The following is a 20,345-nucleotide window of genomic DNA, read 5'->3' as shown; positions in this document are numbered from 1 at the left end:
TGGCACATATTTAGTAGCTATTTGAGGATCTGAATAGGAGGCTGCACCGTGGGATGGGTATCGCAAATACAGCGTTTTAGCGTACATGACGGTCCGGGTATTCGTACCATTGTCTTTTTCTCTGGCTGCCCGCTTCGTTGCCAGTGGTGCCAAAATCCGGAAAATCTGGCACTTTCCGCTTCGATTGGATTTTTTGCAGACAAATGTATAGGATGTCGCCACTGCCTAGAAGTCTGCCCCACCGGTGCTATTACTCTGGCGGAAGGCTTTCTGCATACCGACTTGCAAAAATGTATCCGATGCGAGGAGTGCTGTCAGCAATGTCCAACAGAGGCCCGTACAATTTCCGGCAAACAGATGACTGTTCAGCAGGTTATGAAAGAAGTCCTGCGGGATAAGGTTTTTTATCAAAACAGCAACGGCGGTGTAACGCTTAGCGGTGGTGAGGCCACGATGCAACCTCAATTTGCTGCTGAAATACTGGCTTCCTGCCATGCGGAAAATATTCACACAGCGATTGAAACCTGTGGATACTGCCGCGAAAAAGAATTTTTATCTGTCATTGAACATACCGATTTAGTATTATTCGATATCAAGCACGTAGATCCGGAACGACACAGGCAATACACCGGTGTATCCAATTCGTTAATCCTGTCAAATTTCCGGCGGATCGCAGGTAAAAAGCAAATCATTGTTCGGATTCCTCTGATTCCCGGTTTTAACGACGACGCTCCGACATTAAGAGAAATTGCGGATATTTGCGTGCAAAACAATGTATGTAGTGTTCATTTATTGCCGTTTCACCAGGCGGGCGAAGGAAAATGGAAAGCGTTTGATCTTGTATATCGTTTTGCTGACATTAAGCCGCTTACCGCAGAGGCTGCCGAGCAAGCCAAAGCCACTATGAATGAACACTGTCCCGCTTTAAACATCCAGTTGGGCGGCGGATGACCATCTTCTGAATATTTGTTTCTCCCTATACGATGGTTCCAGGTCACGCTTCTCAACCTTTTGAAAGCGCCGAAAAACTGCTCTAATAATCCGCACGAATCAGTACACAAATATTAGTCCTGCCTTCTCTAAAAAATCTTTTTAGCTCATCCACTTACTTATCACCCTTGACACCATAGAAATTCGGCAGGAGTCTATCAGACTCACCAAGGAAGTACGGTGGCGGAACAGTATGACAGAATGGAGAACTGATCAGCGCAACTTATAAGCATAGTCCAAAGCTACCCTGCCAAAAGACTGATGAAATACAACAGCCATACAAATATTAAACAGGTTCTCTTAGCTGGAAAAAGACACTTTTCAGCCCACTTGATTCATTTGATCATCCGCTTCAGATTCCATGCGGTCACTGACAAGAGGCTGTAGTCCTCCGGTGCCCTTGTGCCTCGCCGCAGGAACCAGTCAAACCTGTGCCCTTCCTTCTGCGCCGCAAAGGATCCCTTGCTCCATATCTGTCGCTTGCGCAAAGCCCTCTGGTATGCCGGGCTGTCCAGCCCCTTCAGATCCTCCCGGATCTCTCTTCAGAAATAGTCGCGTTCCAGGCACTCGGCCACTCCTTTCCCACGCGCTTCGCTTTCAAGGGACAGGCTGCGCAGTCGCTCCTGTCCACATAATACACCGGGATAGGTATAGAAATCTCGCTTCTCATTGTATGTAAAGGTAGATCCTGAAACTCCACCCAGAGGCGACGCAGAGCGGGTCAATAGACGGACATAAAATCGGATACTCTGGTCCCGCAGCCCCTGACAGAACAGCAGCAAATCGTAGGCTACATCCACCCACATGGATGGGGATGCTCTCCTGTTGGACAGACTCGATCTATCTCAGATATGGTACCGCATTGTTCACTTTCCAAGAGATCACCGCGATATCTAGCAGTCCATCGCTTGATGAGACAGATGGGGATGCCCTTTGGCTTTTCGGGACAGTTCAGGTGTCCCGACTCCGGATTCATACAGCCAGCCCATTTCCGGTCATACCGATGAAGGTTTTTAACCTGCCTGCCCCCTCCTTATTGCCTCAACACCAGCTCCTCCAAGCCCTCTTCCTCATATGCGTCCATCTATGCCCAGTACGCCTCCAGCTCCTCTGTTACTTCTGCCAAGTGCTCCGAGGCTGGAGGCGCGTTCACCTTCACATAGGTGGAATCTGTTACCACCAGCCGTAAGATTCAAAAACTCTATAAAGACCTACTGGAAAATAGTAGGCAGTGTGAATATCAGAGGAAAAGGAGTCAGGTTTCAGGGGCTCCACGGTACCGGGCGTCCACACCATGCTCTACAGCTCCAGCGGTTGCTCATCCCAATTCCGCGGGCAACTAAGTGGTTCCCAAAATCCCGTATTAGGAGATGAAAACACTCCGTCCCGAAACCCCGAAAACCTATCTGGACGCCGCAGGGAAACAAGGGGCTCTGTCCATGTTCTATCTAGAGTTGGTTTGTGAAATCCGTAAGGGCGATTTGTTGGCACTGCGATGGAAGAACTTGGGCATTCCCAGAAAAACCATCTCCGCCAGCAAACAGGCCACCAAGAGCAAGGGCAACCAACCTGATCGTGTCATACCCCAAGGAGGAGAACTCTATCTGGCTGGCTTCCATCTCTCAGAAAGCGGTGGAGCCGCTGGCCCAGAAACACGCCAAGCCACCCTGCTCAAACGAATTTTCAAAGATGCTAGGCTAAAGCACTTTCGGTTCTACGCCTTCCGCCATACCTTCTCCACACTGGCTCTCCGGGACGGCGTGGACATCAAGATCGCCTCCGCCATGCTACGCCACTACGACACCGGATTCACTCTGCGAGCCTACACCCACATCATCCATCAAAAACAGGGTGAAATTGCCCAAGCTATGGGATGGCCTTATGGCGCAGGTACAGTAACACTTATCACTTAAACAGAACAGTGCACCGGTTGGGAAGCCGAACTTCCCTGCCGGTGCACTGTGTTTTTTTCTAAAGTGCTCCTCAAGTCAAGGGCAAATTCATTTGACCCATGGTGGCAGCATGCCGGATCATTCACCTGTGGTGATGTAGCGGTAGTATTCATTTGATGAGAGTTTCGCTCGGTACATTGGCAGCAATTGCAGTTGTAGCATCCCATCCAGCGGTCAAGAGAGGCCTTTGCCTCTACAAAGGATATCTAGTTCTGGATCTCCCCCCTTGCTTGTCCTTTATGTGCCCGAAGAAACTCTCCTTAGGCACACTATCCCAGCAGTTTCCTCTACAGGACATAGACCGGCGCAGCTCCCGACTCTCCACCATCTGTATGAATCTCAAACTGGTATAGTGTACCTCTGTCGCTGTGGATTTCAATTTCTTTGTTCAATGAAACTCTGTGGTGCTTCACCATCTGCTCCGCCGTCTGCAGGAGCAAAATCCACCTCCAGAGATTCGTTCATGGCATACACCAGCACCTACTTTGTACAGACAGCCAGGATTGTGGACAGGTAGCAAACCCCACCGCATAGCGGAATGTAAGTGATGTCGATGAGCAGCACAGCCCTGGGAGCGTAGGACTCAAACTTCCGATTCACTATATTCTCCGCTACGGAGCTTATTCGAATGGCCTTCCGTAACCTGCAATAGGGGGTAGCTTCCAGATGGGACAAGTAAGCTCATACTTGTGCATGAAATGTCAGATCCTTTTCACGTTCATGCAGATGCCGCCTTGTCCTGTTCCTCCCGGGGCTCCTTGGCCTACCGGAAACTTATCTAGTCAGTTGTAGTACCCGGGGCAAGAGACACCGGCCAGTGGGCACAACTCCTTCACCGTCAGAACATTGCTCCGGCTCGTCATGTAGCTTCATGACTTTTTTAAGCAGGCTATCCGTTACTGGAGCACCAAGCTCTCCCGCTTCATGCGCCTGGTGGCCTCGTTCTCCGGTACCGTCGGCCCCATCCCGCCTTTCAATCGGGTACTCTTGCCAAGTTCCACCCGTGACTTGGCCTGCCGTCGGATGCGCTTGGTGGTGTTGTGGAGCCGTTCAAAGCCCAAGGCTTCCGTCTCGGGCCCATACTATATACCTCCATCCGGTAATTTCATCATACCACAAATGAAGCCATTGACCCGATGGATTAAATGCGTGTCCACCAATCAGGGCCGTGGGCATTCCCACAGGTCTCCTTTATAGGGTACGGTTTAAATGTGGTGTAGGGCCAGAAAAGTGGGCCACTCCATAAAAACAAAAAATACAACGAAAAAGCCTCGAAAATCGAGGTTTTAAAGCTGTTAGGCAGATTTGAGCTCGGTCCTCGCTCTTACCAACGGATTGGGTACATTCCAACCTTTGCATTTCAACGCTCCCCGCTCTTTTTGCTCCAAAAATATGATGTCAGCGGCATCATTTGCTTCATTGCTTCTGTCCGCTCGTTTCCCCGCGTGGGGCAGAGTGTAGGTCAATCCTCCAAGTCTTTCCCACTAAGCAGGTTGGCCCCGGCGCCTGTTTGATCTCCTCTACCCCAAATCTTATAGGAAAGTATATCGATAATACAAAAACAACAAAGCAAACAGCCTTATAAAAGCGCACACATTCCTGCAAAAACGTTGCAGCATCGGGCGCTGGGCCAATATCGCCGCTTCGGGCGGACATGATCCCTACGCCCGCGCTCTCCCTGCGGATCCTCAACCAAAGCTGCGGGCAACGCTCTCCCGCTCCACCAGGTGGGTGGAGACCGTGGTGCGCAGCATATCGGTCCGCTGATCGCAAAGGGCGCGGTTACCCTCCCGGATACGCTGATGCAGGAGATCCATAGCCAGCATCCCCATCAGTTCCTTGGCGATGTGGATCGTGGTCAGCGGCGGATCCACCATGGTGCAGATGGGCATATCATCAAAGCCCACCACAGAGACATCCCCGGGCACCTGATAGCCGTGGGACTTCAGAGCCCGGATACAGGAGGCGGCAATGATATCGCTGTCTGCAAACAACGCCGGCAGGGGCTTGCCCCCCTGGCCCAGCCAGGCGCTCATATCGTAAAAAGCCTGCTCCGAAGAGATGCCCACGCCGATACACTGCATCGGTGCCTTTCCCAAAAGTCCCCGCTCCCGGCGGGCCTTGATGACGCCGGCCTCCCGCTCATCAAAACTGTCGATGCGGACCGTGGAGCGCAGATATCCCACATCGGGATAGCCCTTGCTGAGCAGATAAGAGGCCGCCCGATAAGCGCCGCCGCGGTTGTCGGCCACTACGCAGTCAATGTCCACCAGGCTGGTGGCGTTATCCACCATGACCATGGGCAGATTCAGCTTTCCCACGCCGTGGGCCCGGGCTATCTCAATGTGCTGGTCCGCGACCTCTGTGCCCAGAACAATAAGGCCGGAAATATCCTTGCAGATGGCAGCGATCTGTTCGTTCCAGTCGTGACTGGTGTCGAAATAGCTGATCAGCACGTTATATCCATACTCCTTGGCTCTGGCCTCAATGCCCTGAAGCACAATAGAGTAAAAGGAGGTCTCCTTAACGGCGTCCCCTCGCTCCAGAAAGATCACATATCGAATATTGGGGGCCGCTTCCGCAGATCCCTTCTGCGTGATATACCCCATGCGGATGGCCTCTGCCAGGATCCGCTCTCTGGTGGCTACACTCACTCCTGGTTTTCCGTTCAAAGCCAGAGAGACCGCAGACGGGGATACCCCCAGACGTTCCGCAATGTCTTTTGCGGTGATTCCCATTGCTCTCTCCTCCCCTCGTTCCCAAAATGCCGTCTGGCGCTGGTTTTTCGTTTATTATAGCGCGGCGCTAAAGGAAAAGCAACATCAATAACTAAATTTCTATATAAATTAAAAAATTATTTAGTGTTTTTTAAGATGGGCCGCAGATGTTTCTACCAAAAGAACTCTTGCTTTTTTGTACTATACGTAAGAAATCGTTTACCTTTCAAAAACATTTGTTGACAATTTAGAAAAATATGCTAAACTTTTACTCAAGAAAAATAAATATAGAGGAAAAATTACTCAATCTTTTTCAGCGCTTCTGTAACTCCCGCGTCGGGTGACGCGAAATTATATTTTATCAGAAGGAGCGTTCACTATGAAGAAGTTTTTGGCCCTTGCTCTTGCCCTGCTGATGTCCCTGGCTCTGGTGGCTTGCGGCGGCGACACCGCCGCCGAGGATACTGCCGCTGAGGACACCGCCACCGAGGATACCGCCGAAGAGACCGGCGGTCTGATCACCGTAGGCTTTGCTCAGGTGGGCCACGAGTCCGACTGGCGTACCGCCTCCACCAAGTCCGCTCAGGATGTGTTCTCCGAGGCCAACGGCTACGAGCTGTCCTTCGTAGACTGCGACAACGACTCCGCCAAGCAGCTGGAGGCCGTCCGCAACTTCATCCAGCAGGGTCTGGACTACATCATCATCGATCCCATCGTCTCCACCGGCTGGGACGCCGTCCTGACTGAGTGCGAGGACGCCGGCATCCCCGTCATCGTTATCGACCGCACCATCGACGACTCCGACAAGTATGTCTCCTGGGTCGGCTCTGACTTCAAGGTCGAGGGTCTGGCCTGCGGCGAGTGGCTGAAGGCCTATGCCGCCGACAAGGGCATCACCGAGATCAACGCCCTGGTCATCGAAGGCTCCACCGGCGCCTCCGCCACCATCGGCCGTACCGACGGTTTCAAGGAGATCGCCGACCGTGAGGGCTGGACCATCCTCGACTCCCAGTCCGGTGACTTCACCGAAGCTGGCGGTCAGGAGGTCATGGAGTCCTACTGCCAGAGCTATGCCGGCCAGTTCAATGTGGTCATCTGCCAAAACGACAACGAAGCCGCCGGCGCTATGACCGCCATGGACAACGCCGGTGTCACCTACGGCGTGGGCGGCGATGTGATCCTGGTCTCCTTCAACGCCAACAAGCCCTATGTCCAGATGGTCATGGACGGCAAGATCAACGCCAACTTCGAGTGCAACCCCATGGCCGCTCCCACCGTCGCTGAGATCATCGGCCAGCTGGAAGCCGGCGAGACTCCCGAAAAGGAGATCTACGTCACTGAGTCTTGGTTCGCCGCTGAAGATAACGTCTCCACCATCACCGTCAACGGTGAGGAGCAGGACGTGATCTTCGTCACCCAGGAAGTTCTGGACGCCCGTCCCTACTAATCAGTCCCGCTCCCTGCGGTGGTCCGTGAAGGAGTAGGTATATAAAACCCGAGGGAGGACCCACAATCGCTTCAGGGTCCTCCCTTTTTCTTCGAGGTGATAGGAATTGAAAGACAATATTGTTTTGACGGCGCGCGGGATCAGTATGACCTTCCCCGGCGTGAAAGCTCTGGACAATGTGGATTTCACCCTGCGCAGAGGGGAAATCCACGCCCTGATGTGGGAAAACGGCGCGGGCAAGTCCACCCTTATCAAGTGCCTCACCGGTATCAACGACTTTGAGGCCGGCGAGATCTGCGTGGACGGGATTGAGGTGCCTGTGAAAAACCGCTCCACCCTGGACGCCCAGCGGGTTGGCATCTCTACCGTGTACCAGGAGGTGAACCTCTGCCCCAACCTGAGCGTGGCGGAAAACCTGTACATCGGCCGGGAGCCCATGACAGCCTTCCGCACCATTGACCGCCGGACCATGCACAAAAAAGCCGACGAACTGGTCAAGCGCCTGGATATTAAGGTGGATGTAAGCCAGAACCTGGAGAATTACTCCCTGGCCATTCAGCAGATGATCGCCATTGCCCGGGCGGTGGATATGGACTGCAAGGTACTGATCCTGGATGAGCCCACCTCCTCTCTGGACGACAACGAGGTGGAAAAGCTCTTCAAGATGATGCTGCAGCTGAAGGAACAGGGCGTGGGCATCGTGTTCGTCACCCACTTCCTGGAGCAGGTGTACGCCGTGTGCGACCGGATCACCGTGCTGCGCAACGGCACCCTGGTGGGCGAATATCCCGTGGCGGAGCTGCCCCGCGTGAAGCTGGTGGCCGCCATGATGGGCAAGGACTTCGACGACCTGGCCTCCATCAAGCCCGAGGGCTTTACATACGACGCCCAGGCCCCTCTGGAGATCTCCGCCCGGGGCCTGAGCCACAAGGGCACCATCAAGCCCTTTGATCTGGATATCCACAAAGGCGAGGTCATTGGCCTCACCGGCCTGCTGGGCTCCGGCCGCAGCGAGCTGGCCCGGGCCATTTACGGTGCAGACAAGGCCCAGACCGGCACGCTGAAGGTCGCCGGCAAGGATGTCAAGATCAACCAGCCCATCGACGCCATGAACATGGGGATGGGGCTGCTCCCCGACGACCGCAAGGCCGAGGGCATCATCGGCGATCTGTCCGTCCGGGAGAACATCATCCTGGCCCTCCAGGCCAAGCGGGGTATGTTCAAGCAGCTGCCCCGGGCCAAGCAGGAGGAGATCGCCGACCGCTACATCGACCTGCTGCAGATCAAGACCGCCAGCCGGGAAACCCCCGTCAAGCAGCTTTCCGGCGGCAACCAGCAGAAGGTCATTCTGGCCCGCTGGCTGGCCACAGATCCTGACTTTTTAATCCTGGATGAGCCCACCCGCGGTATCGATATCGGGACCAAGACAGAAATCCAGAAGCTCATCATCAAGCTGGCCGGCGAGGGCAAGAGCGTCATGTTCATCTCCTCCGAGATTGAGGAGATGCTGCGCACCTGCAACCGCATGGCGGTGCTGCGTGACGGCGCCAAGGTAGGCGAGCTGGACGGCGAACTGACCCAGGAGCGGGTCATGGCCGCCATTGCGGGAGGTGGAAAGAATAACTAAATTAAAAAAACTCACCCAGCAGCGGCTCTTTTTACCAATTTTCTGCATGCTTCTGGTCCTGTGCGTCAATATGATTTATGACCTGGCTCAGGGCAACGACTTCTATAACTTCTTCAAGATCACAATTACCAACGGCCTGCTCAGCGGGCGGATCGTCAATATCCTCAACCGCGGCAGCGAGGTGGCCATTCTGGCTATCGGCATGACCCTGGTAGTCTCCGCCTCCGCAGGAACGGATATCTCTGTAGGCTCCGTTATGAGCCTTTGCGCCTCCTTCTGCTGCATGCTGGTGGCGGGCTTCGGCGTGTCCTCCGTGTCCAGTGCCGAGGAGTTTGCCATGCCTCTGGCGGTGGGCCTTCTGGGCGCCCTGCTCATGGGATGCCTGTGCGGCGCCTTCAACGGCACACTGGTGGCTTACCTGAATATCCAGCCAATGGTGGCCACCCTGATCCTCTGGTCGGCGGCCCGGGCCATCGGACTGCTGCTGTGCAACAACCTGATCGTCTATATCCGGGTGCCGGAGTTTGGCGTCTTCGGCGGCTACATCGGCCCTGTGCCCACGCCCATCATCATCGCGGCGGCGTGCGTGGCGGTGACCTCCGTGGTGCTGAAAAAGACCGCCATGGGCATGTACATCCAGTCCGTGGGCATCAACAAGAAGGCCAGCCGCATCGCCGGCCTCAACTCCAAGCGAATCATCTTCACCTGCTATCTGCTGTGCGGACTGTGCGCTGGTATCGCCGGCATCGTGGCCTCCTCCCGGATCACCAGCGCCGACTCCAACAACATCGGCCTGGATATGGAGCTGGACGCCATTCTGGCGGTGGCCCTGGGCGGCAACAGCCTGGGCGGCGGCCGGTTCAACCTGGCCGGCTCCATCATCGGCGCCTATACCATCCAGGCCATCACCACCACCATGTTCGCCATGGGCGTGTCCACCGCCGTGAACCCGGTGTTCAAGGCCATCATCGTCATCGCCATCGTGGCGGTGCAGGCGCCGCCGGTGAAGGCGTGGTTCAAAAAGCGGGCCGCCGCCAAGGCGGCCGTCCAGAAGGAGGTGGCCAGCGTATGAAAAAGAGCGGAAACGTTCTGGACAGAAAGGACGCCGGTGCACAGGCACCGAAAAAGGGCCGCACTCTGAGAGACCGCAGGCAGATGAACAGCAACACCATGCTGCTGTACATCACCATCGCCCTGTTCGTGATCCTGTATGCCGCCGGCTGCGTGGCATACGCCAGCAAAGGCTTTACCAACCTGCAGACCTTCCTGAATCTGTTCCGCACCAACGCGGGCCTCATCTGCGTGGCCTGCGGCCTGACCTGCGTCATGCTGACCGGAGGCATCGACATCTCCGTGGGCTCTCTGGTGGCACTGGACTGCATGCTTCTGGCCTACGGCATGAGCGAGTGGCACATGAGCGCGCCGGTGATGGTGCTGCTGGTGCTGGTCATCGGCATCGTCTTCGGTCTGGTACAGGGATTCTGCGTGGGCTATCTGGAGATCCAGCCGTTCATCGTCACCATGGCAGGCATGTTCTTCGCCCGGGGCATGACGGCGGTGATCTCCACCAACCAGCTGTCCATCACCGCCGAGATCAACCAGCTGTTCTATGATATGGCAAACTTCCGCATCTATCTGCCGGAAGCTCTGGGCTATGCCAACAAAAAGGGCATCATCCAAGTGCCCTACATCGGCATCGGTGTGGTGGTGGCTCTGCTGGTGCTGGTAGTCATCTTCCTGGTACTGCGGTACACCAAGTTCGGTCGGTCCCTGTACGCCGTGGGCGGCAATGAGCAGTCGGCGGCCATGATGGGCCTGGATGTGAAAAGGACAAAGCTGAAGGCCTATGTGCTCTCCTCCTTCCTGTGCTCCGTGGGCGGCATCTGCTACTGCATGAACACCATGTCCGCCAGCGTCTCCCAGGCCACCGGCATGGAGATGGACGCCATCTCCTCCGCCGTCATCGGCGGCACCCTGCTGACCGGCGGCGTGGGCAACGTGATCGGCACCCTCTTCGGCGTGCTCATCAACGGCACCATCTCCACCATTGTCCAGACCAACGGCAAGCTGGCCTCCTCCTGGCCCAACATCCTGACGGCCGCCCTGCTGTGCTTCTTCATCGTGCTGCAGAGCATCTTCGCCCGGATCAAGGAAAAGAGCAAGTAAGGGGGACGGCGAAATGGATATGAGAGAAGCGATCCGCTCCGGCGAGACCTATCTGGGCATCGAGCTGGGCTCCACCCGCATCAAGGCAGTGCTGATCGGTCCGGACCACGCCCCTCTGGCCTCCGGCGAGTACAGCTGGGAAAACCGTCACGAGGGCGGCTACTGGACCTATCATCTGGAAGACGTGTGGTCGGGGCTCCAGACCGCCTACGGCCAGCTGGCCGGACAGGTGGAGGCCGCCTGCGGCGAAAAGCTGCGCCGGGTGGGCGCCATGGGCTTTTCCGCCATGATGCACGGCTACCTGCCTCTGGACCGAAATGGAGAGGCCCTGGCGGCCTTCCGCACCTGGCGCAATACCACCACCGGCCCCGCCGCCGCCCAGCTGACGGAGCGGTTCCGGTTCAACATCCCTCTGCGCTGGTCCATCGCCCATCTGTACCAGGCCATTCTCAACGGCGAGGACCATGTGCGGGACATTGATTCCCTCACCACTCTGGCCGGATACGTCCACTATAAGCTCACCGGCAAACGGGTCCTGGGCGTGGGCGAGGCCAGCGGCATGTTCCCCATCGACAGCAGACGCTGCGATTATGACCAGGCGATGGTGGACTCCTTCGACGCCCTGGTGGCCGGCAAGGGCTACCCCTGGAAGCTGCGGGACATCCTGCCCCAGGTGCTTCCCGCCGGTGCCGACGCCGGTGCCCTGACACCGGAGGGGGCAAGGCTCCTGGACCCCACCGGCACTCTGGGCAGCGGCATCCCCCTGGCGCCGCCGGAGGGCGACGCCGGCACCGGCATGGCCGCCACCAACGCCGTGGCGGAGCGGACCGGCAACGTGTCCGCCGGCACCAGCATGTTCGCCATGATCGTGCTGGAGAAGCCCCTCTCCAGGGTCTATCCTGAGATCGACATGGTGACCACTCCCACCGGCAAGCCGGTGGCCATGGTCCACTGCAACAACTGCACCAATGAGATCAACGCCTGGGCCACAGTATTTCAGGGCTTCCTGGAGGCCATGGGCCAGCCGGTAGACAAAAACGTCCTCTTCACCGCCATGTTCCGCTCCGCCCTGGACGGCGAGAAGGACGGCGGCGGGCTGATGCTGTACAACTATCTCTCCGGCGAGCCCGTAACCGGGCTGGAGGAAGGACGTCCCCTGCTGGCCCGGAGCCCGGAGGGCCGTCTGACCTTTGCCAACTTCATGCGCACCCAGCTCTTCAGCGCTCTGGGCGCTTTGAAGCTGGGACTGGATATCCTGGCCGGAGAGCAGGTGAAGGTGGACCGTCTGCTGGGCCACGGCGGCTTCTTCAAGACCCCCGAGGCAGGGCAGCGTCTCATGGCCGCCGCGGCCGGAGCGCCGGTGTCCGTCATGGAGACCGCCGGTGAGGGCGGTCCCTGGGGCATGGCCCTGCTGCCCGCCTACCGGGCCCGCCGCCGGGACGGCGAGACCCTGGAAACCTATCTGGCGGACCAAGTATTCGCCGGCCAGCGGGCCGATACCGTCCGGCCCGACCCGGAGGATCAGGCGGGCTTTGCCGCCTTCATGGAGCGCTATGTCCGCGCTCTGCCCGTGGAGCGGTGCGCCGTGGAACATCTGAAATAAGTACGAACGTGATTGGAGGTACATTCACATGAATAACAAAGTGTTCTGGTTTGTGGTGGGCAGTCAGTTCCTGTATGGCCCCGAGGTCCTGGAGACCGTTGACAAGCGGGCCGCCGAGATGGCGGAGACCATGAGCGCGTCCGGCATCCTGCCCTGCAAACTGGTGTACAAGGCCACCGTCAAGACCGACGCGGAGATCACCGCCATCATGAAGGAGGCCAATTACGACGACTCCTGCTGCGGTGTGGTCACCTGGTGCCACACCTTCTCCCCCAGCAAAATGTGGATCCACGGCTTTGACCTGCTGCAAAAGCCCTACTGCCACCTGGCCACCCAGTACAACCGGAAGATCCCCAACGAGGAGATCGACATGGACTTCATGAACCTCAACCAGGCCGCCCACGGCGACCGGGAGCACGGGTTCATCGGCGCCCGGATGCGCCTGCCCCGGAAGGTCATCGCCGGTTACTGGCAGGACGCGCCCGTCCAGCAGGAGCTGGCCGCCTGGATGCGGGCCGCCATCGGCTATGACTTCTCCCGCCAACTGCGGATCGTTCGCTTCGGCGACAACATGCGGGATGTGGCCGTCACCGAGGGCGACAAGGTAGAGGCCCAGATCAAGCTGGGCTGGCAGGTGGACTATTGGCCCGTGGGCCATCTGGTGGAGACCATGAACGCCGTTACCGAGGCGGAAGTGGACGCTCAGATGGAGCAGTACAAGGACCGCTATGACCTTGCCACCGACGATCTTGCCACCGTTCGCTACCAGGCCAGGGAAGAAGTGGCCATGCGGAAGATCTTGGAGCGCGAGGGCGCCCAGGCCTTCATCAACAATTTCCAGGACCTCTACGGCATGGAGCAACTGCCCGGCCTTGCGAGCCAGAACATGATGGCCGACGGCATCGGCTACGGCGGCGAGGGCGACTGGAAGGTGGCCGGCATGACCGCCATCATGAAGAAGATGGCCGAGGGGCTGGAAGGCGGCACCCTCTTCATGGAGGACTATACCTATGATCTGGAGCCCGGCAAGGAGGTTTCCCTGGGCGCTCATATGCTGGAGGTCTGCCCCTCCATTGCCGCCAGCCGTCCCCGCATCGAGATCCATCCTCTGGGCATCGGCGACCGCCAGCCCCCCGCCCGCCTGGTGTTCGAGGGCAGGGACGGCCCCGGCATCGTGGTCAGCCTCATCGACATGGGGGGCCGGATGCGGATGATCATTCAGGACATCCAGGTCATCAAGCCCATTCTGGAGATGCCCAACCTGCCGGTGGCCCGGGTCATGTGGAAACCCATGCCGGATCTGCTGACCGGCGTCAAGTGCTGGATCCACGCCGGCGGCGCCCACCACACCGTCCTCTCCACGTCCCTGACCGCCGAGATGATGGAGGACTGGGCCGAGATGACGCAGATCGAGTGCGTCCACATCACCAAGGACACCACGCTCAGCGATTTCAAGAAAGAGCTGTTTTATAACGACATCGCCTGGAAACTGAAAGAATTCTAAAAGGCGCGCCGGGCGGGGCCTGCGGGCTCCGCCCGGTCCCTTATCAAGCAACGAGGAGATGCGCACTATGCTGGAAAAACTGAAAAAACAGGTCTGCGAGGCCAACCTGCTGCTGCCCAAGCACGGCCTTGTGACCTTCACCTGGGGCAACGTGTCTGGCATTGACCGCCGGCAGGGGCTGGTGGTCATCAAGCCCTCCGGCGTGGAATACAACGATATGAAGCCGGAGGACATGGTGGTGGTGGACCTGGACGGCAAGGTGGTGGAGGGCCGCTACAAGCCCTCCAGCGACACCGACACGCATCTGGTCCTGTACCGGGCATGGCCTGCCCTGGGCGGCATCGTCCACACCCATTCCCGCTGGGCCACCAGCTTTGCCCAGGCGGGCCGGGGCATCCCCGCCATGGGCACCACTCAGGGGGACTATTTCTACGGGGAGATCCCCTGCACCCGCCTCATGACTCCCGCTGAGATCGGCGCTCCGGAGGACCAAAACAGCTACGAGCGCGAGACCGGCAGCGTCATCGTGAAGACCTTCACCCAGCGGAACATCGATCCGGCCACCGTGCCCGGCGTGCTGGTCAACAGCCACGGTCCCTTTGCCTGGGGCACAGATCCATTCAACGCTGTTCACAACGCCGTGGTCATGGAAGAGGTCGCCTTTATGGACTTCCATGCCCTGGCACTGGAGCCGGGCCGGGGAGCCATGCAGCAGGAGCTGCTGGATAAGCACTATCTCCGCAAGCACGGTGCCCACGCCTATTACGGTCAGAATTGAGAGGGAGGCGCAGCCATGGACATGACCAGCAGGCCCTTCGGGGCCACCCGGGGCGGCCAGGCCGTCACCTGCTTTACCCTGCGCAACCGTTCCGGTATGTCGGTAGAGCTTTTGGACTGGGGCTGCGTGGTCCGCTCCATCGTCGTGCCGGACCGGGACGGTATTCCAACAGATGTGGTTCTGGGCTACGACGACCTCTCCGGCTATGAAAGCGGCTCCTGCTTCTTTGGCGCCTTTGTGGGCCGCTATGCCAACCGCATCAAAGGCGCGGCCTTTGAATTGAACGGAAGGACCTACCGGCTGGAGAAAAACGATGGAGAGAACCACCTCCACGGCGTCTACTGCACATCTTTGTTCGCGGCGGAGGCCGCCGGAAATACCGTGACCTTCCGCCGCCGCAGCCCCGAGGGAGAGGAGGGCTATCCCGGTACTTTGGAAGTGGAGGTCTGCTACACGCTGACAGAGGAAAACGAACTGCGGATCCACTATACAGCCAAAGCCGAGGGGGATACAGTGGTGAATCTCACCAACCACTCCTATTTCAATCTGGCGGGCCAGGGCCGGGGCAACATCATGGATCACCGCCTGTATCTGACCTGCGACCGCTTCACCGCGGGGGATGCCCAGACGCTTCCCACCGGCCGCGTGCTGCCTGTGCAGGACACTCCTATGGACTTCCGGACGCCGCGCCTGCTGCGGGAAGGCCTTTGCAGCGCGGATCCCCAGCTGGTGCTGTGTCAGGGCTATGACCACAACCTGATCTTCCCTGAGGGTCAGGAGGGCCGGGGCTTTGCCGTCTGTCCCCGCAGCGGCATCCGCATGGATCTGCGCACTAGTCAGCCGTCGGTCCAGCTGTACACCGGCAACTACGTGGATGGCGACAAGGCTCCCTGCGGCAAGGGCGGCATCCGCTATCCCCGGTACGGCGGATTTTGCCTGGAGACTCAGCACTACCCGTGCAGACCCAATTTTCCTCAGTTTCCCAGCACCGTGCTGCGGTCGGGGGAGACCTATCAGTCGTACACCGTTTACCGCTTCTCCACAGAAAAATAACGGGACCTCACACGGTTCCCGTGTGGAGTGCGCTCTCACCGACTGCGGGGGAACTGTATCCGCAGCCTGTAAGGACAATCAGATATTCAGATATCCGCAGCAAAGGAAGCCTGCCCCAACAGGGACAGGCTTCCTGCCTTTTCACCGTTTATTCCGTTTCCGCGCATACCTCTTCCGGGCCATCTGCTATGCCACAAAGGCACCCTTCGTTGGTGCCCGGTCTCTTTCCACCTACCGAGTCCACGCATCTATGGCGGTCTGTTCCCATTATTTCCGAGGCCTCAATCGGTTAGGTTCGATCGTATTCACCGGCAGCCTCTCCGGCGTCTCCTCCCGCTCACGAGTTTCCTCCTTTCAGAGGATCTTCCCATCAATTCCCGGCACCGCTCAGCTGTAATATCAAATATTGTATCTTTAAAAAGGAAAACACCCGAAATCCGAAGATTTCAGGTGTTTTCTGGAGCTGCTGGGCGGATTCGAACCGCCGACCTCATCCTTACCAAGGATGCGCTCTACCGACTGAGCTACAGCAGCATAAAAATGGCGACCCGGAACGGGCTCGAACCGTCGACCTCTAGCGTGACAGGCTAGCGTTCTAACCAACTGAACTACCGGGCCATTTATTAGGCTCGACCTAAATAACTATATCACATACAACCCATGTTGTAAAGACTTTTATGGCAGGGGCAGAAGGATTCGAACCCTCGGCACGCGGTTTTGGAGACCGCTGCTCTACCAGCTGAGCTATACCCCTATTTCGCTTGCGGTATCCCGTCAGGCGAACGACCATAGTGGTGGGCCTTCAGGGATTCGAACCCGGGACCGGCCGGTTATGAGCCAGCTGCTCTAACCAACTGAGCTAAAGGCCCGTATCCATTCTCTTAAAGAGAAGTACTGCCGCCACCGCAGTGGCGGCAGTACACTGGCTCCCCCTGTAGGACTCGAACCTACGACAGCGCGGTTAACAGCCGCGTGCTCTACCAACTGAGCTAAGGAGGAATATGTCAGGCTCTGAAAACCAGAGCCTGTGTTGGCGCTACCTATTTTCCCGGGCCGTCGCCAGCCAAGTATTGTCGGCAGGAACGAGCTTAACTACCGTGTTCGGAATGGGAACGGGTGGACCCTCGCCCTAATCAGCACCAACTTCTGTCTTCCGGCTTTGCCGGAGAACATCCTGTATTATATTGTCTTTTGCTCTCTTTGTCAAGAAGAGTTTGGTGACCCGTACCGGATTCGAACCGATGTTAACGGCGTGAGAGGCCGCTGTCTTAACCACTTGACCAACGGGCCATGGTGCACCTTCACGGACTCGAACCGGGGACCCACTGATTAAGAGTCAGTTGCTCTACCAACTGAGCTAAAGGTGCATACTCTTCTTTTCACGAGCGTGCGCTTTTCGCTGCACCCTCAAAACCGAACAATGTGACATCCACTTCTTCAGGCCGCCTGCTTTCTTCTTGTAGGTCAAGCCCTCGGGCTATTAGTACCGGTCAGCTGCATGCATTACTGCACTTCCACCTCCGGCCTATCTACCAGGTAGTCCTCCTGGGCCCTTACCCTCTTTCGAGGTGAGAGATCTCATCTTAGGGGGAGTTTCACGCTTAGATGCTTTCAGCGTTTATCTCGTCCGTACTTAGCTACCCAGCTATGCCCTTGGCAGAACAACTGGTGCACCAGAGGTACGTCCATCCCGGTCCTCTCGTACTAAGGACAGCTCCCTTCAAATCTCTTACGCCCGCAACAGATAGGGACCGAACTGTCTCACGACGTTCTGAACCCAGCTCGCGTGCCACTTTAATCGGCGAACAGCCGAACCCTTGGGACCGAATTCAGCCCCAGGATGTGACGAGCCGACATCGAGGTGCCAAACCTCCCCGTCGCTGTGGACGCTTGGGGGAGATCAGCCTGTTATCCCCAGGGTAGCTTTTATCCGTTGAGCGATGGCATTTCCACTCACATACCACCGGATCACTAACTCCAACTTTCGTTACTGCTCGACCCGTCGGTCTCGCAGTTAGGCTGGCTTCTGCGTTTACACTCACTGCACGATTTCCGTCCGTGCTGAGCCAACCTTTGAGCGCCTCCGTTACACTTTAGGAGGCGACCGCCCCAGTCAAACTGCCCGCCTAACAGTGTCCCCCGACCGGATTCACGGCCGCAGGTTAGAAAATCAGCAATCCAAGAGTGGTATCCCACCGGCGACTCCACCCAAGCTGACGCCCGGGCTTCCATGTCTCCCACCTATCCTGTACATGAATTACCGATTTCCAGTATTAAGCTGCAGTAAAGCTCCATGGGGTCTTTCCGTCTAGTTGCGGGTAACCGGCATCTTCACCGGTACTACAATTTCGCCGGGCGGGCTGTTGAGACAGTGCCCAAATCATTACGCCTTTCGTGCGGGTCAGAACTTACCTGACAAGGAATTTCGCTACCTTAGGACCGTTATAGTTACGGCCGCCGTTTACCGGGGCTTCAATTCAATGCTTCACCTTGCGGCTGACATCTCCTCTTAACCTTCCGGCACCGGGCAGGCGTCAGCCCATATACGTCATCTTTCGATTTAGCATAGACCTGTGTTTTTGGTAAACAGTTGCTTGGGCCTTTTCACTGCGGCCTCTTTCGAGGCTCCCCTTATTCCGAAGTTACGGGGTCAACTTGCCGAGTTCCTTAACAACCCTTCTCCCGTTGGCCTTAGGATTCTCTCCTCATCTACCTGTGTCGGTTTGCGGTACGGGCACCTTAGTATACCCCAGAGCTTTTCTCGCCTCCAAGCATCGCCGACTTCGCTACTATATTTCGCTCCCTTTCGCCCGGGTCAACCAACGCCCGGGTTCGGCTATCTCAAAGTGTCCCTCTGGCTTAAAGTTCGGTGGTTACGGAATTTCTACCGTATGTGCATCGACTACGCCGTTCGGCCTCGCCTTAGCTCCCGACTTACCTTGGGCGGACGAACCTTCCCCAAGAAACCTTAGATTTTCGGCCATTATGATTCCCACATAATTCTCGCTACTCATTCCGGCATTCTCACTTCTGTACAGTCCACCGCTGCTCCCGCTGCGACTTCGCCCCGTACAGAACGCTCCCCTACCACTGTCTTTCGACAATCCCAAGCTTCGGTTATACGCTTAGCCCCGTTACATTTTCCGCGCAGAGTCACTCGACCAGTGAGCTATTACGCACTCTTTTAATGAGTGGCTGCTTCTAAGCCAACATCCTGGTTGTTTTCGCAATTCCACATCGTTTTCCACTTAGCGTATATTGGGGACCTTAGCTGTGGGTCTGGGCTGTTTCCCTTTTGACAATGAAACTTATCTCACACTGTCTGACTGCTATGCATCAATTAGCCGGCATTCTTAGTTTGATAGGCGTCGGTAACTTTATCAGCCCCTAAACCATTCAGTGCTTTACCTCCGGTAATCTAACATAACGCTAGCCCTAAAGCTATTTCGGGGAGAACCAGCTATCTCCGAGTTCGATTGGAATTTCACCGCTACCCACAAGTCATCCGCCACCATTGCAACGGGGGTCGGTTCGGTCCTCCATGGGGTTTCACCCCCACTTCAACCTGCTCATGGGTAGGTCACCCGGTTTCGGGTCTATGGCAACGAACTTTACACGCCCTATTCAGACTTGCTCTCGCTTCGCCTCCGGTACTGAATACCTTAAGCTTGCTCGTTACTATAACTCGCCGGACCGTTCTACAAAAAGTACGCCATCACGCATTAACGCGCTTTGACTGCTTGTAAGCACAAGGTTTCAGGTTCTCTTTCACTCCCCTCCCGGGGTCCTTTTCACCTTTCCCTCACGGTACTGCTCCTCTATCGGTCATCAGGTAGTATTTAGGCTTGGATGGTGGTCCACCCGGTTTCCCACGGGGTTTCACGTGTCCCGCGGTACTCTGGATCCGATCGAGTGCACATCGCCTTTCGCCTACGGGGCTCTCACCCTCTGTGGCGGGCCTTCCCAGACCCTTCGGCTAAACTAGTGCACCGTATGATCGTCCGCAACCCCGGAGAATAAATCCTCCGGTTTGGCCTCCTCCGCGTTCGCTCGCCACTACTAGCGGAATCTCGGTTGATGTCTTTTCCTCGCCCTACTTAGATGTTTCAGTTCAGGCGGTTCCCCGCGTACGCCTATTTGATTCAACGCACGCTACACAGGTATTGCCTGTGTGGGTTGCCCCATTCGGAAATCTCCGGATCACAGGATATTTGCTCCTCCCCGAAGCTTATCGCAGCTTATCGCGTCCTTCGTCGGCTCCTGATGCCAAGGCATTCCCCTTGCGCTCTTTCCAGCTTGACCTTTCAGTCAGAGAAATCTTGGTTCTCTTAAGAATTATGCAGGCTTCACAAAGATTGAAATTGTAATCGTTACCCTCATCTTTTCAGATGTGTTCCACAATTAAAATTTGCTTGCCGCGTCTTTTGACGCAGCAACCTCTCTGTTGCCTTACTTCATACATGTCACATTGTTCAGTTTTCAAGGTGCAGCTTTTCCAGCCTCGTTTG

At 56.9% G+C, this 20,345-nt stretch carries 14 protein-coding genes, 7 tRNA genes and 2 rRNA genes; 10 read left to right on the top strand and 13 right to left on the bottom strand.

The genetic code is table 11. The features are described from left to right. The first annotated feature begins 48 nt into the window (after positions 1-48). Positions 49-951 carry a glycyl-radical enzyme activating protein gene (locus ACVDHE_RS07760; protein WP_458884216.1) on the top strand — a complete coding sequence of 301 codons (903 nt, stop codon included), beginning with the start codon at positions 49-51 and terminating at the stop codon, positions 949-951. Positions 952-1,325: 374 nt separating this feature from the next. Here the strand turns inward: ACVDHE_RS07760 and ACVDHE_RS07755 are convergent, their stop codons facing one another. Both ACVDHE_RS07755 and ACVDHE_RS07750 read right to left on the bottom strand, forming a co-directional pair. Further along, the gene (locus ACVDHE_RS07755; RefSeq protein WP_458886162.1) at positions 1,326-1,505 is read right to left on the bottom strand and encodes a hypothetical protein; all 180 of its coding nucleotides are present in this window, start codon (positions 1,503-1,505) and stop codon (positions 1,326-1,328) included. A 27-nt stretch (positions 1,506-1,532) separates the two neighbouring features. Next, the gene (locus tag ACVDHE_RS07750; protein WP_458884215.1) at positions 1,533-1,796 is read right to left on the bottom strand and encodes a hypothetical protein; all 264 of its coding nucleotides are present in this window, start codon (positions 1,794-1,796) and stop codon (positions 1,533-1,535) included. A gap of 633 nt (positions 1,797-2,429) precedes the next feature. Between ACVDHE_RS07750 and ACVDHE_RS07745 the strand changes: the two genes are divergently transcribed. After that, positions 2,430-2,903, top strand: coding sequence for a tyrosine-type recombinase/integrase (locus ACVDHE_RS07745; RefSeq protein WP_458884214.1), 474 nt, complete (start codon positions 2,430-2,432; stop codon positions 2,901-2,903). Between the two features lie 935 nt (positions 2,904-3,838). Here ACVDHE_RS07745 and ACVDHE_RS07740 read toward each other — a convergent pair. Both ACVDHE_RS07740 and ACVDHE_RS07735 read right to left on the bottom strand, forming a co-directional pair. Next, a complete protein-coding gene (locus ACVDHE_RS07740) occupies positions 3,839-4,003 on the bottom strand; it encodes a hypothetical protein (RefSeq protein ID WP_458884213.1) in 165 nt (54 codons plus the stop codon). A 627-nt stretch (positions 4,004-4,630) separates the two neighbouring features. Beyond that, on the bottom strand, positions 4,631-5,680 hold the full coding sequence (locus ACVDHE_RS07735; RefSeq protein ID WP_458884212.1) for a LacI family DNA-binding transcriptional regulator: 1,050 nt from the start codon (positions 5,678-5,680) through the stop codon (positions 4,631-4,633). A gap of 358 nt (positions 5,681-6,038) precedes the next feature. Here ACVDHE_RS07735 and ACVDHE_RS07730 point away from each other — a divergent pair, with 358 nt between their 5' ends. The 8 genes from ACVDHE_RS07730 to ACVDHE_RS07695 all read left to right on the top strand — a co-directional run bounded on the left by ACVDHE_RS07730 (position 6,039) and on the right by ACVDHE_RS07695 (position 15,837). Continuing rightward, positions 6,039-7,106, top strand: coding sequence for an ABC transporter substrate-binding protein (locus ACVDHE_RS07730; protein ID WP_458886144.1), 1,068 nt, complete (start codon positions 6,039-6,041; stop codon positions 7,104-7,106). 145 nt (positions 7,107-7,251) lie between these two features. Further along, a complete protein-coding gene (locus ACVDHE_RS07725; RefSeq protein WP_458886143.1) occupies positions 7,252-8,733 on the top strand; it encodes a sugar ABC transporter ATP-binding protein in 1,482 nt (493 codons plus the stop codon). Between the two features lie 46 nt (positions 8,734-8,779). Beyond that, the gene (locus ACVDHE_RS07720; RefSeq protein WP_458886142.1) at positions 8,780-9,805 is read left to right on the top strand and encodes an ABC transporter permease; all 1,026 of its coding nucleotides are present in this window, start codon (positions 8,780-8,782) and stop codon (positions 9,803-9,805) included. Positions 9,806-9,888: 83 nt separating this feature from the next. Further along, on the top strand, positions 9,889-10,899 hold the full coding sequence (locus tag ACVDHE_RS07715) for an ABC transporter permease subunit (RefSeq protein WP_458886161.1): 1,011 nt from the start codon (positions 9,889-9,891) through the stop codon (positions 10,897-10,899). Between the two features lie 13 nt (positions 10,900-10,912). Next, complete coding sequence (locus ACVDHE_RS07710) at positions 10,913-12,502, top strand: xylulokinase (protein ID WP_458886141.1); 1,590 nt, start codon at positions 10,913-10,915, stop codon at positions 12,500-12,502. 28 nt (positions 12,503-12,530) lie between these two features. Beyond that, positions 12,531-14,006 carry an L-arabinose isomerase gene (gene araA, locus ACVDHE_RS07705; protein WP_458886140.1) on the top strand — a complete coding sequence of 492 codons (1,476 nt, stop codon included), beginning with the start codon at positions 12,531-12,533 and terminating at the stop codon, positions 14,004-14,006. A gap of 67 nt (positions 14,007-14,073) precedes the next feature. After that, positions 14,074-14,784: an L-ribulose-5-phosphate 4-epimerase gene (locus ACVDHE_RS07700; protein WP_458886138.1), complete on the top strand. Its 711-nt coding sequence runs from the start codon at positions 14,074-14,076 to the stop codon at positions 14,782-14,784. A gap of 15 nt (positions 14,785-14,799) precedes the next feature. Further along, entirely contained in the window at positions 14,800-15,837 is a 1,038-nt protein-coding gene (locus ACVDHE_RS07695) for an aldose epimerase family protein (RefSeq protein WP_458886137.1), read from the top strand. Positions 15,838-16,295: 458 nt separating this feature from the next. Here the strand turns inward: ACVDHE_RS07695 and ACVDHE_RS07690 are convergent. The 9 genes from ACVDHE_RS07690 to ACVDHE_RS07650 all read right to left on the bottom strand — a co-directional run bounded on the left by ACVDHE_RS07690 (position 16,296) and on the right by ACVDHE_RS07650 (position 20,139). Beyond that, positions 16,296-16,371 (bottom strand) — tRNA-Thr (locus ACVDHE_RS07690). A gap of 7 nt (positions 16,372-16,378) precedes the next feature. Further along, positions 16,379-16,455: transfer RNA gene (locus ACVDHE_RS07685), tRNA-Asp, on the bottom strand. Between the two features lie 60 nt (positions 16,456-16,515). Continuing rightward, a tRNA-Trp gene (locus tag ACVDHE_RS07680) sits at positions 16,516-16,591 on the bottom strand. Between the two features lie 38 nt (positions 16,592-16,629). Further along, positions 16,630-16,706 (bottom strand) — tRNA-Ile (locus ACVDHE_RS07675). A 54-nt stretch (positions 16,707-16,760) separates the two neighbouring features. After that, a tRNA-Asn gene (locus tag ACVDHE_RS07670) sits at positions 16,761-16,836 on the bottom strand. Between the two features lie 29 nt (positions 16,837-16,865). Next, positions 16,866-16,981 (bottom strand): 5S ribosomal RNA (gene rrf, locus ACVDHE_RS07665). Positions 16,982-17,052: 71 nt separating this feature from the next. Next, positions 17,053-17,127, bottom strand: a tRNA-Glu gene (locus ACVDHE_RS07660). A gap of 1 nt (position 17,128) precedes the next feature. Next, a tRNA-Lys gene (locus ACVDHE_RS07655) sits at positions 17,129-17,204 on the bottom strand. A 93-nt stretch (positions 17,205-17,297) separates the two neighbouring features. Then, positions 17,298-20,139: ribosomal RNA gene (locus tag ACVDHE_RS07650) — 23S ribosomal RNA — on the bottom strand. Positions 20,140-20,345 lie beyond the last annotated feature (206 nt).

This window comes from Dysosmobacter sp. Phy (genome assembly GCF_054476235.1).
Note: the sequence above shows the minus strand (reverse complement) of the source record. Positions and strands in the feature narration are given on the sequence as shown.

Bases quoted from the DNA above. Each gene is read 5' to 3' on its own strand.
- ACVDHE_RS07750 (WP_458884215.1), bottom strand. From the start codon at position 1,796: ATGTGGGTGGATGTAGCCTACGATTTGCTGCTGTTCTGTCAGGGGCTG.
- ACVDHE_RS07745 (WP_458884214.1), top strand. From the start codon at position 2,430: ATGTTCTATCTAGAGTTGGTTTGTGAAATCCGTAAGGGCGATTTGTTG.
- ACVDHE_RS07735 (WP_458884212.1), bottom strand. From the start codon at position 5,680: ATGGGAATCACCGCAAAAGACATTGCGGAACGTCTGGGGGTATCCCCG.
- ACVDHE_RS07730 (WP_458886144.1), top strand. From the start codon at position 6,039: ATGAAGAAGTTTTTGGCCCTTGCTCTTGCCCTGCTGATGTCCCTGGCT.
- ACVDHE_RS07725 (WP_458886143.1), top strand. From the start codon at position 7,252: ATGACCTTCCCCGGCGTGAAAGCTCTGGACAATGTGGATTTCACCCTG.
- ACVDHE_RS07720 (WP_458886142.1), top strand. From the start codon at position 8,780: ATGCTTCTGGTCCTGTGCGTCAATATGATTTATGACCTGGCTCAGGGC.
- ACVDHE_RS07715 (WP_458886161.1), top strand. From the start codon at position 9,889: ATGAACAGCAACACCATGCTGCTGTACATCACCATCGCCCTGTTCGTG.
- ACVDHE_RS07710 (WP_458886141.1), top strand. From the start codon at position 10,913: ATGGATATGAGAGAAGCGATCCGCTCCGGCGAGACCTATCTGGGCATC.
- araA (WP_458886140.1), top strand. From the start codon at position 12,531: ATGAATAACAAAGTGTTCTGGTTTGTGGTGGGCAGTCAGTTCCTGTAT.
- ACVDHE_RS07700 (WP_458886138.1), top strand. From the start codon at position 14,074: ATGCTGGAAAAACTGAAAAAACAGGTCTGCGAGGCCAACCTGCTGCTG.
- ACVDHE_RS07695 (WP_458886137.1), top strand. From the start codon at position 14,800: ATGGACATGACCAGCAGGCCCTTCGGGGCCACCCGGGGCGGCCAGGCC.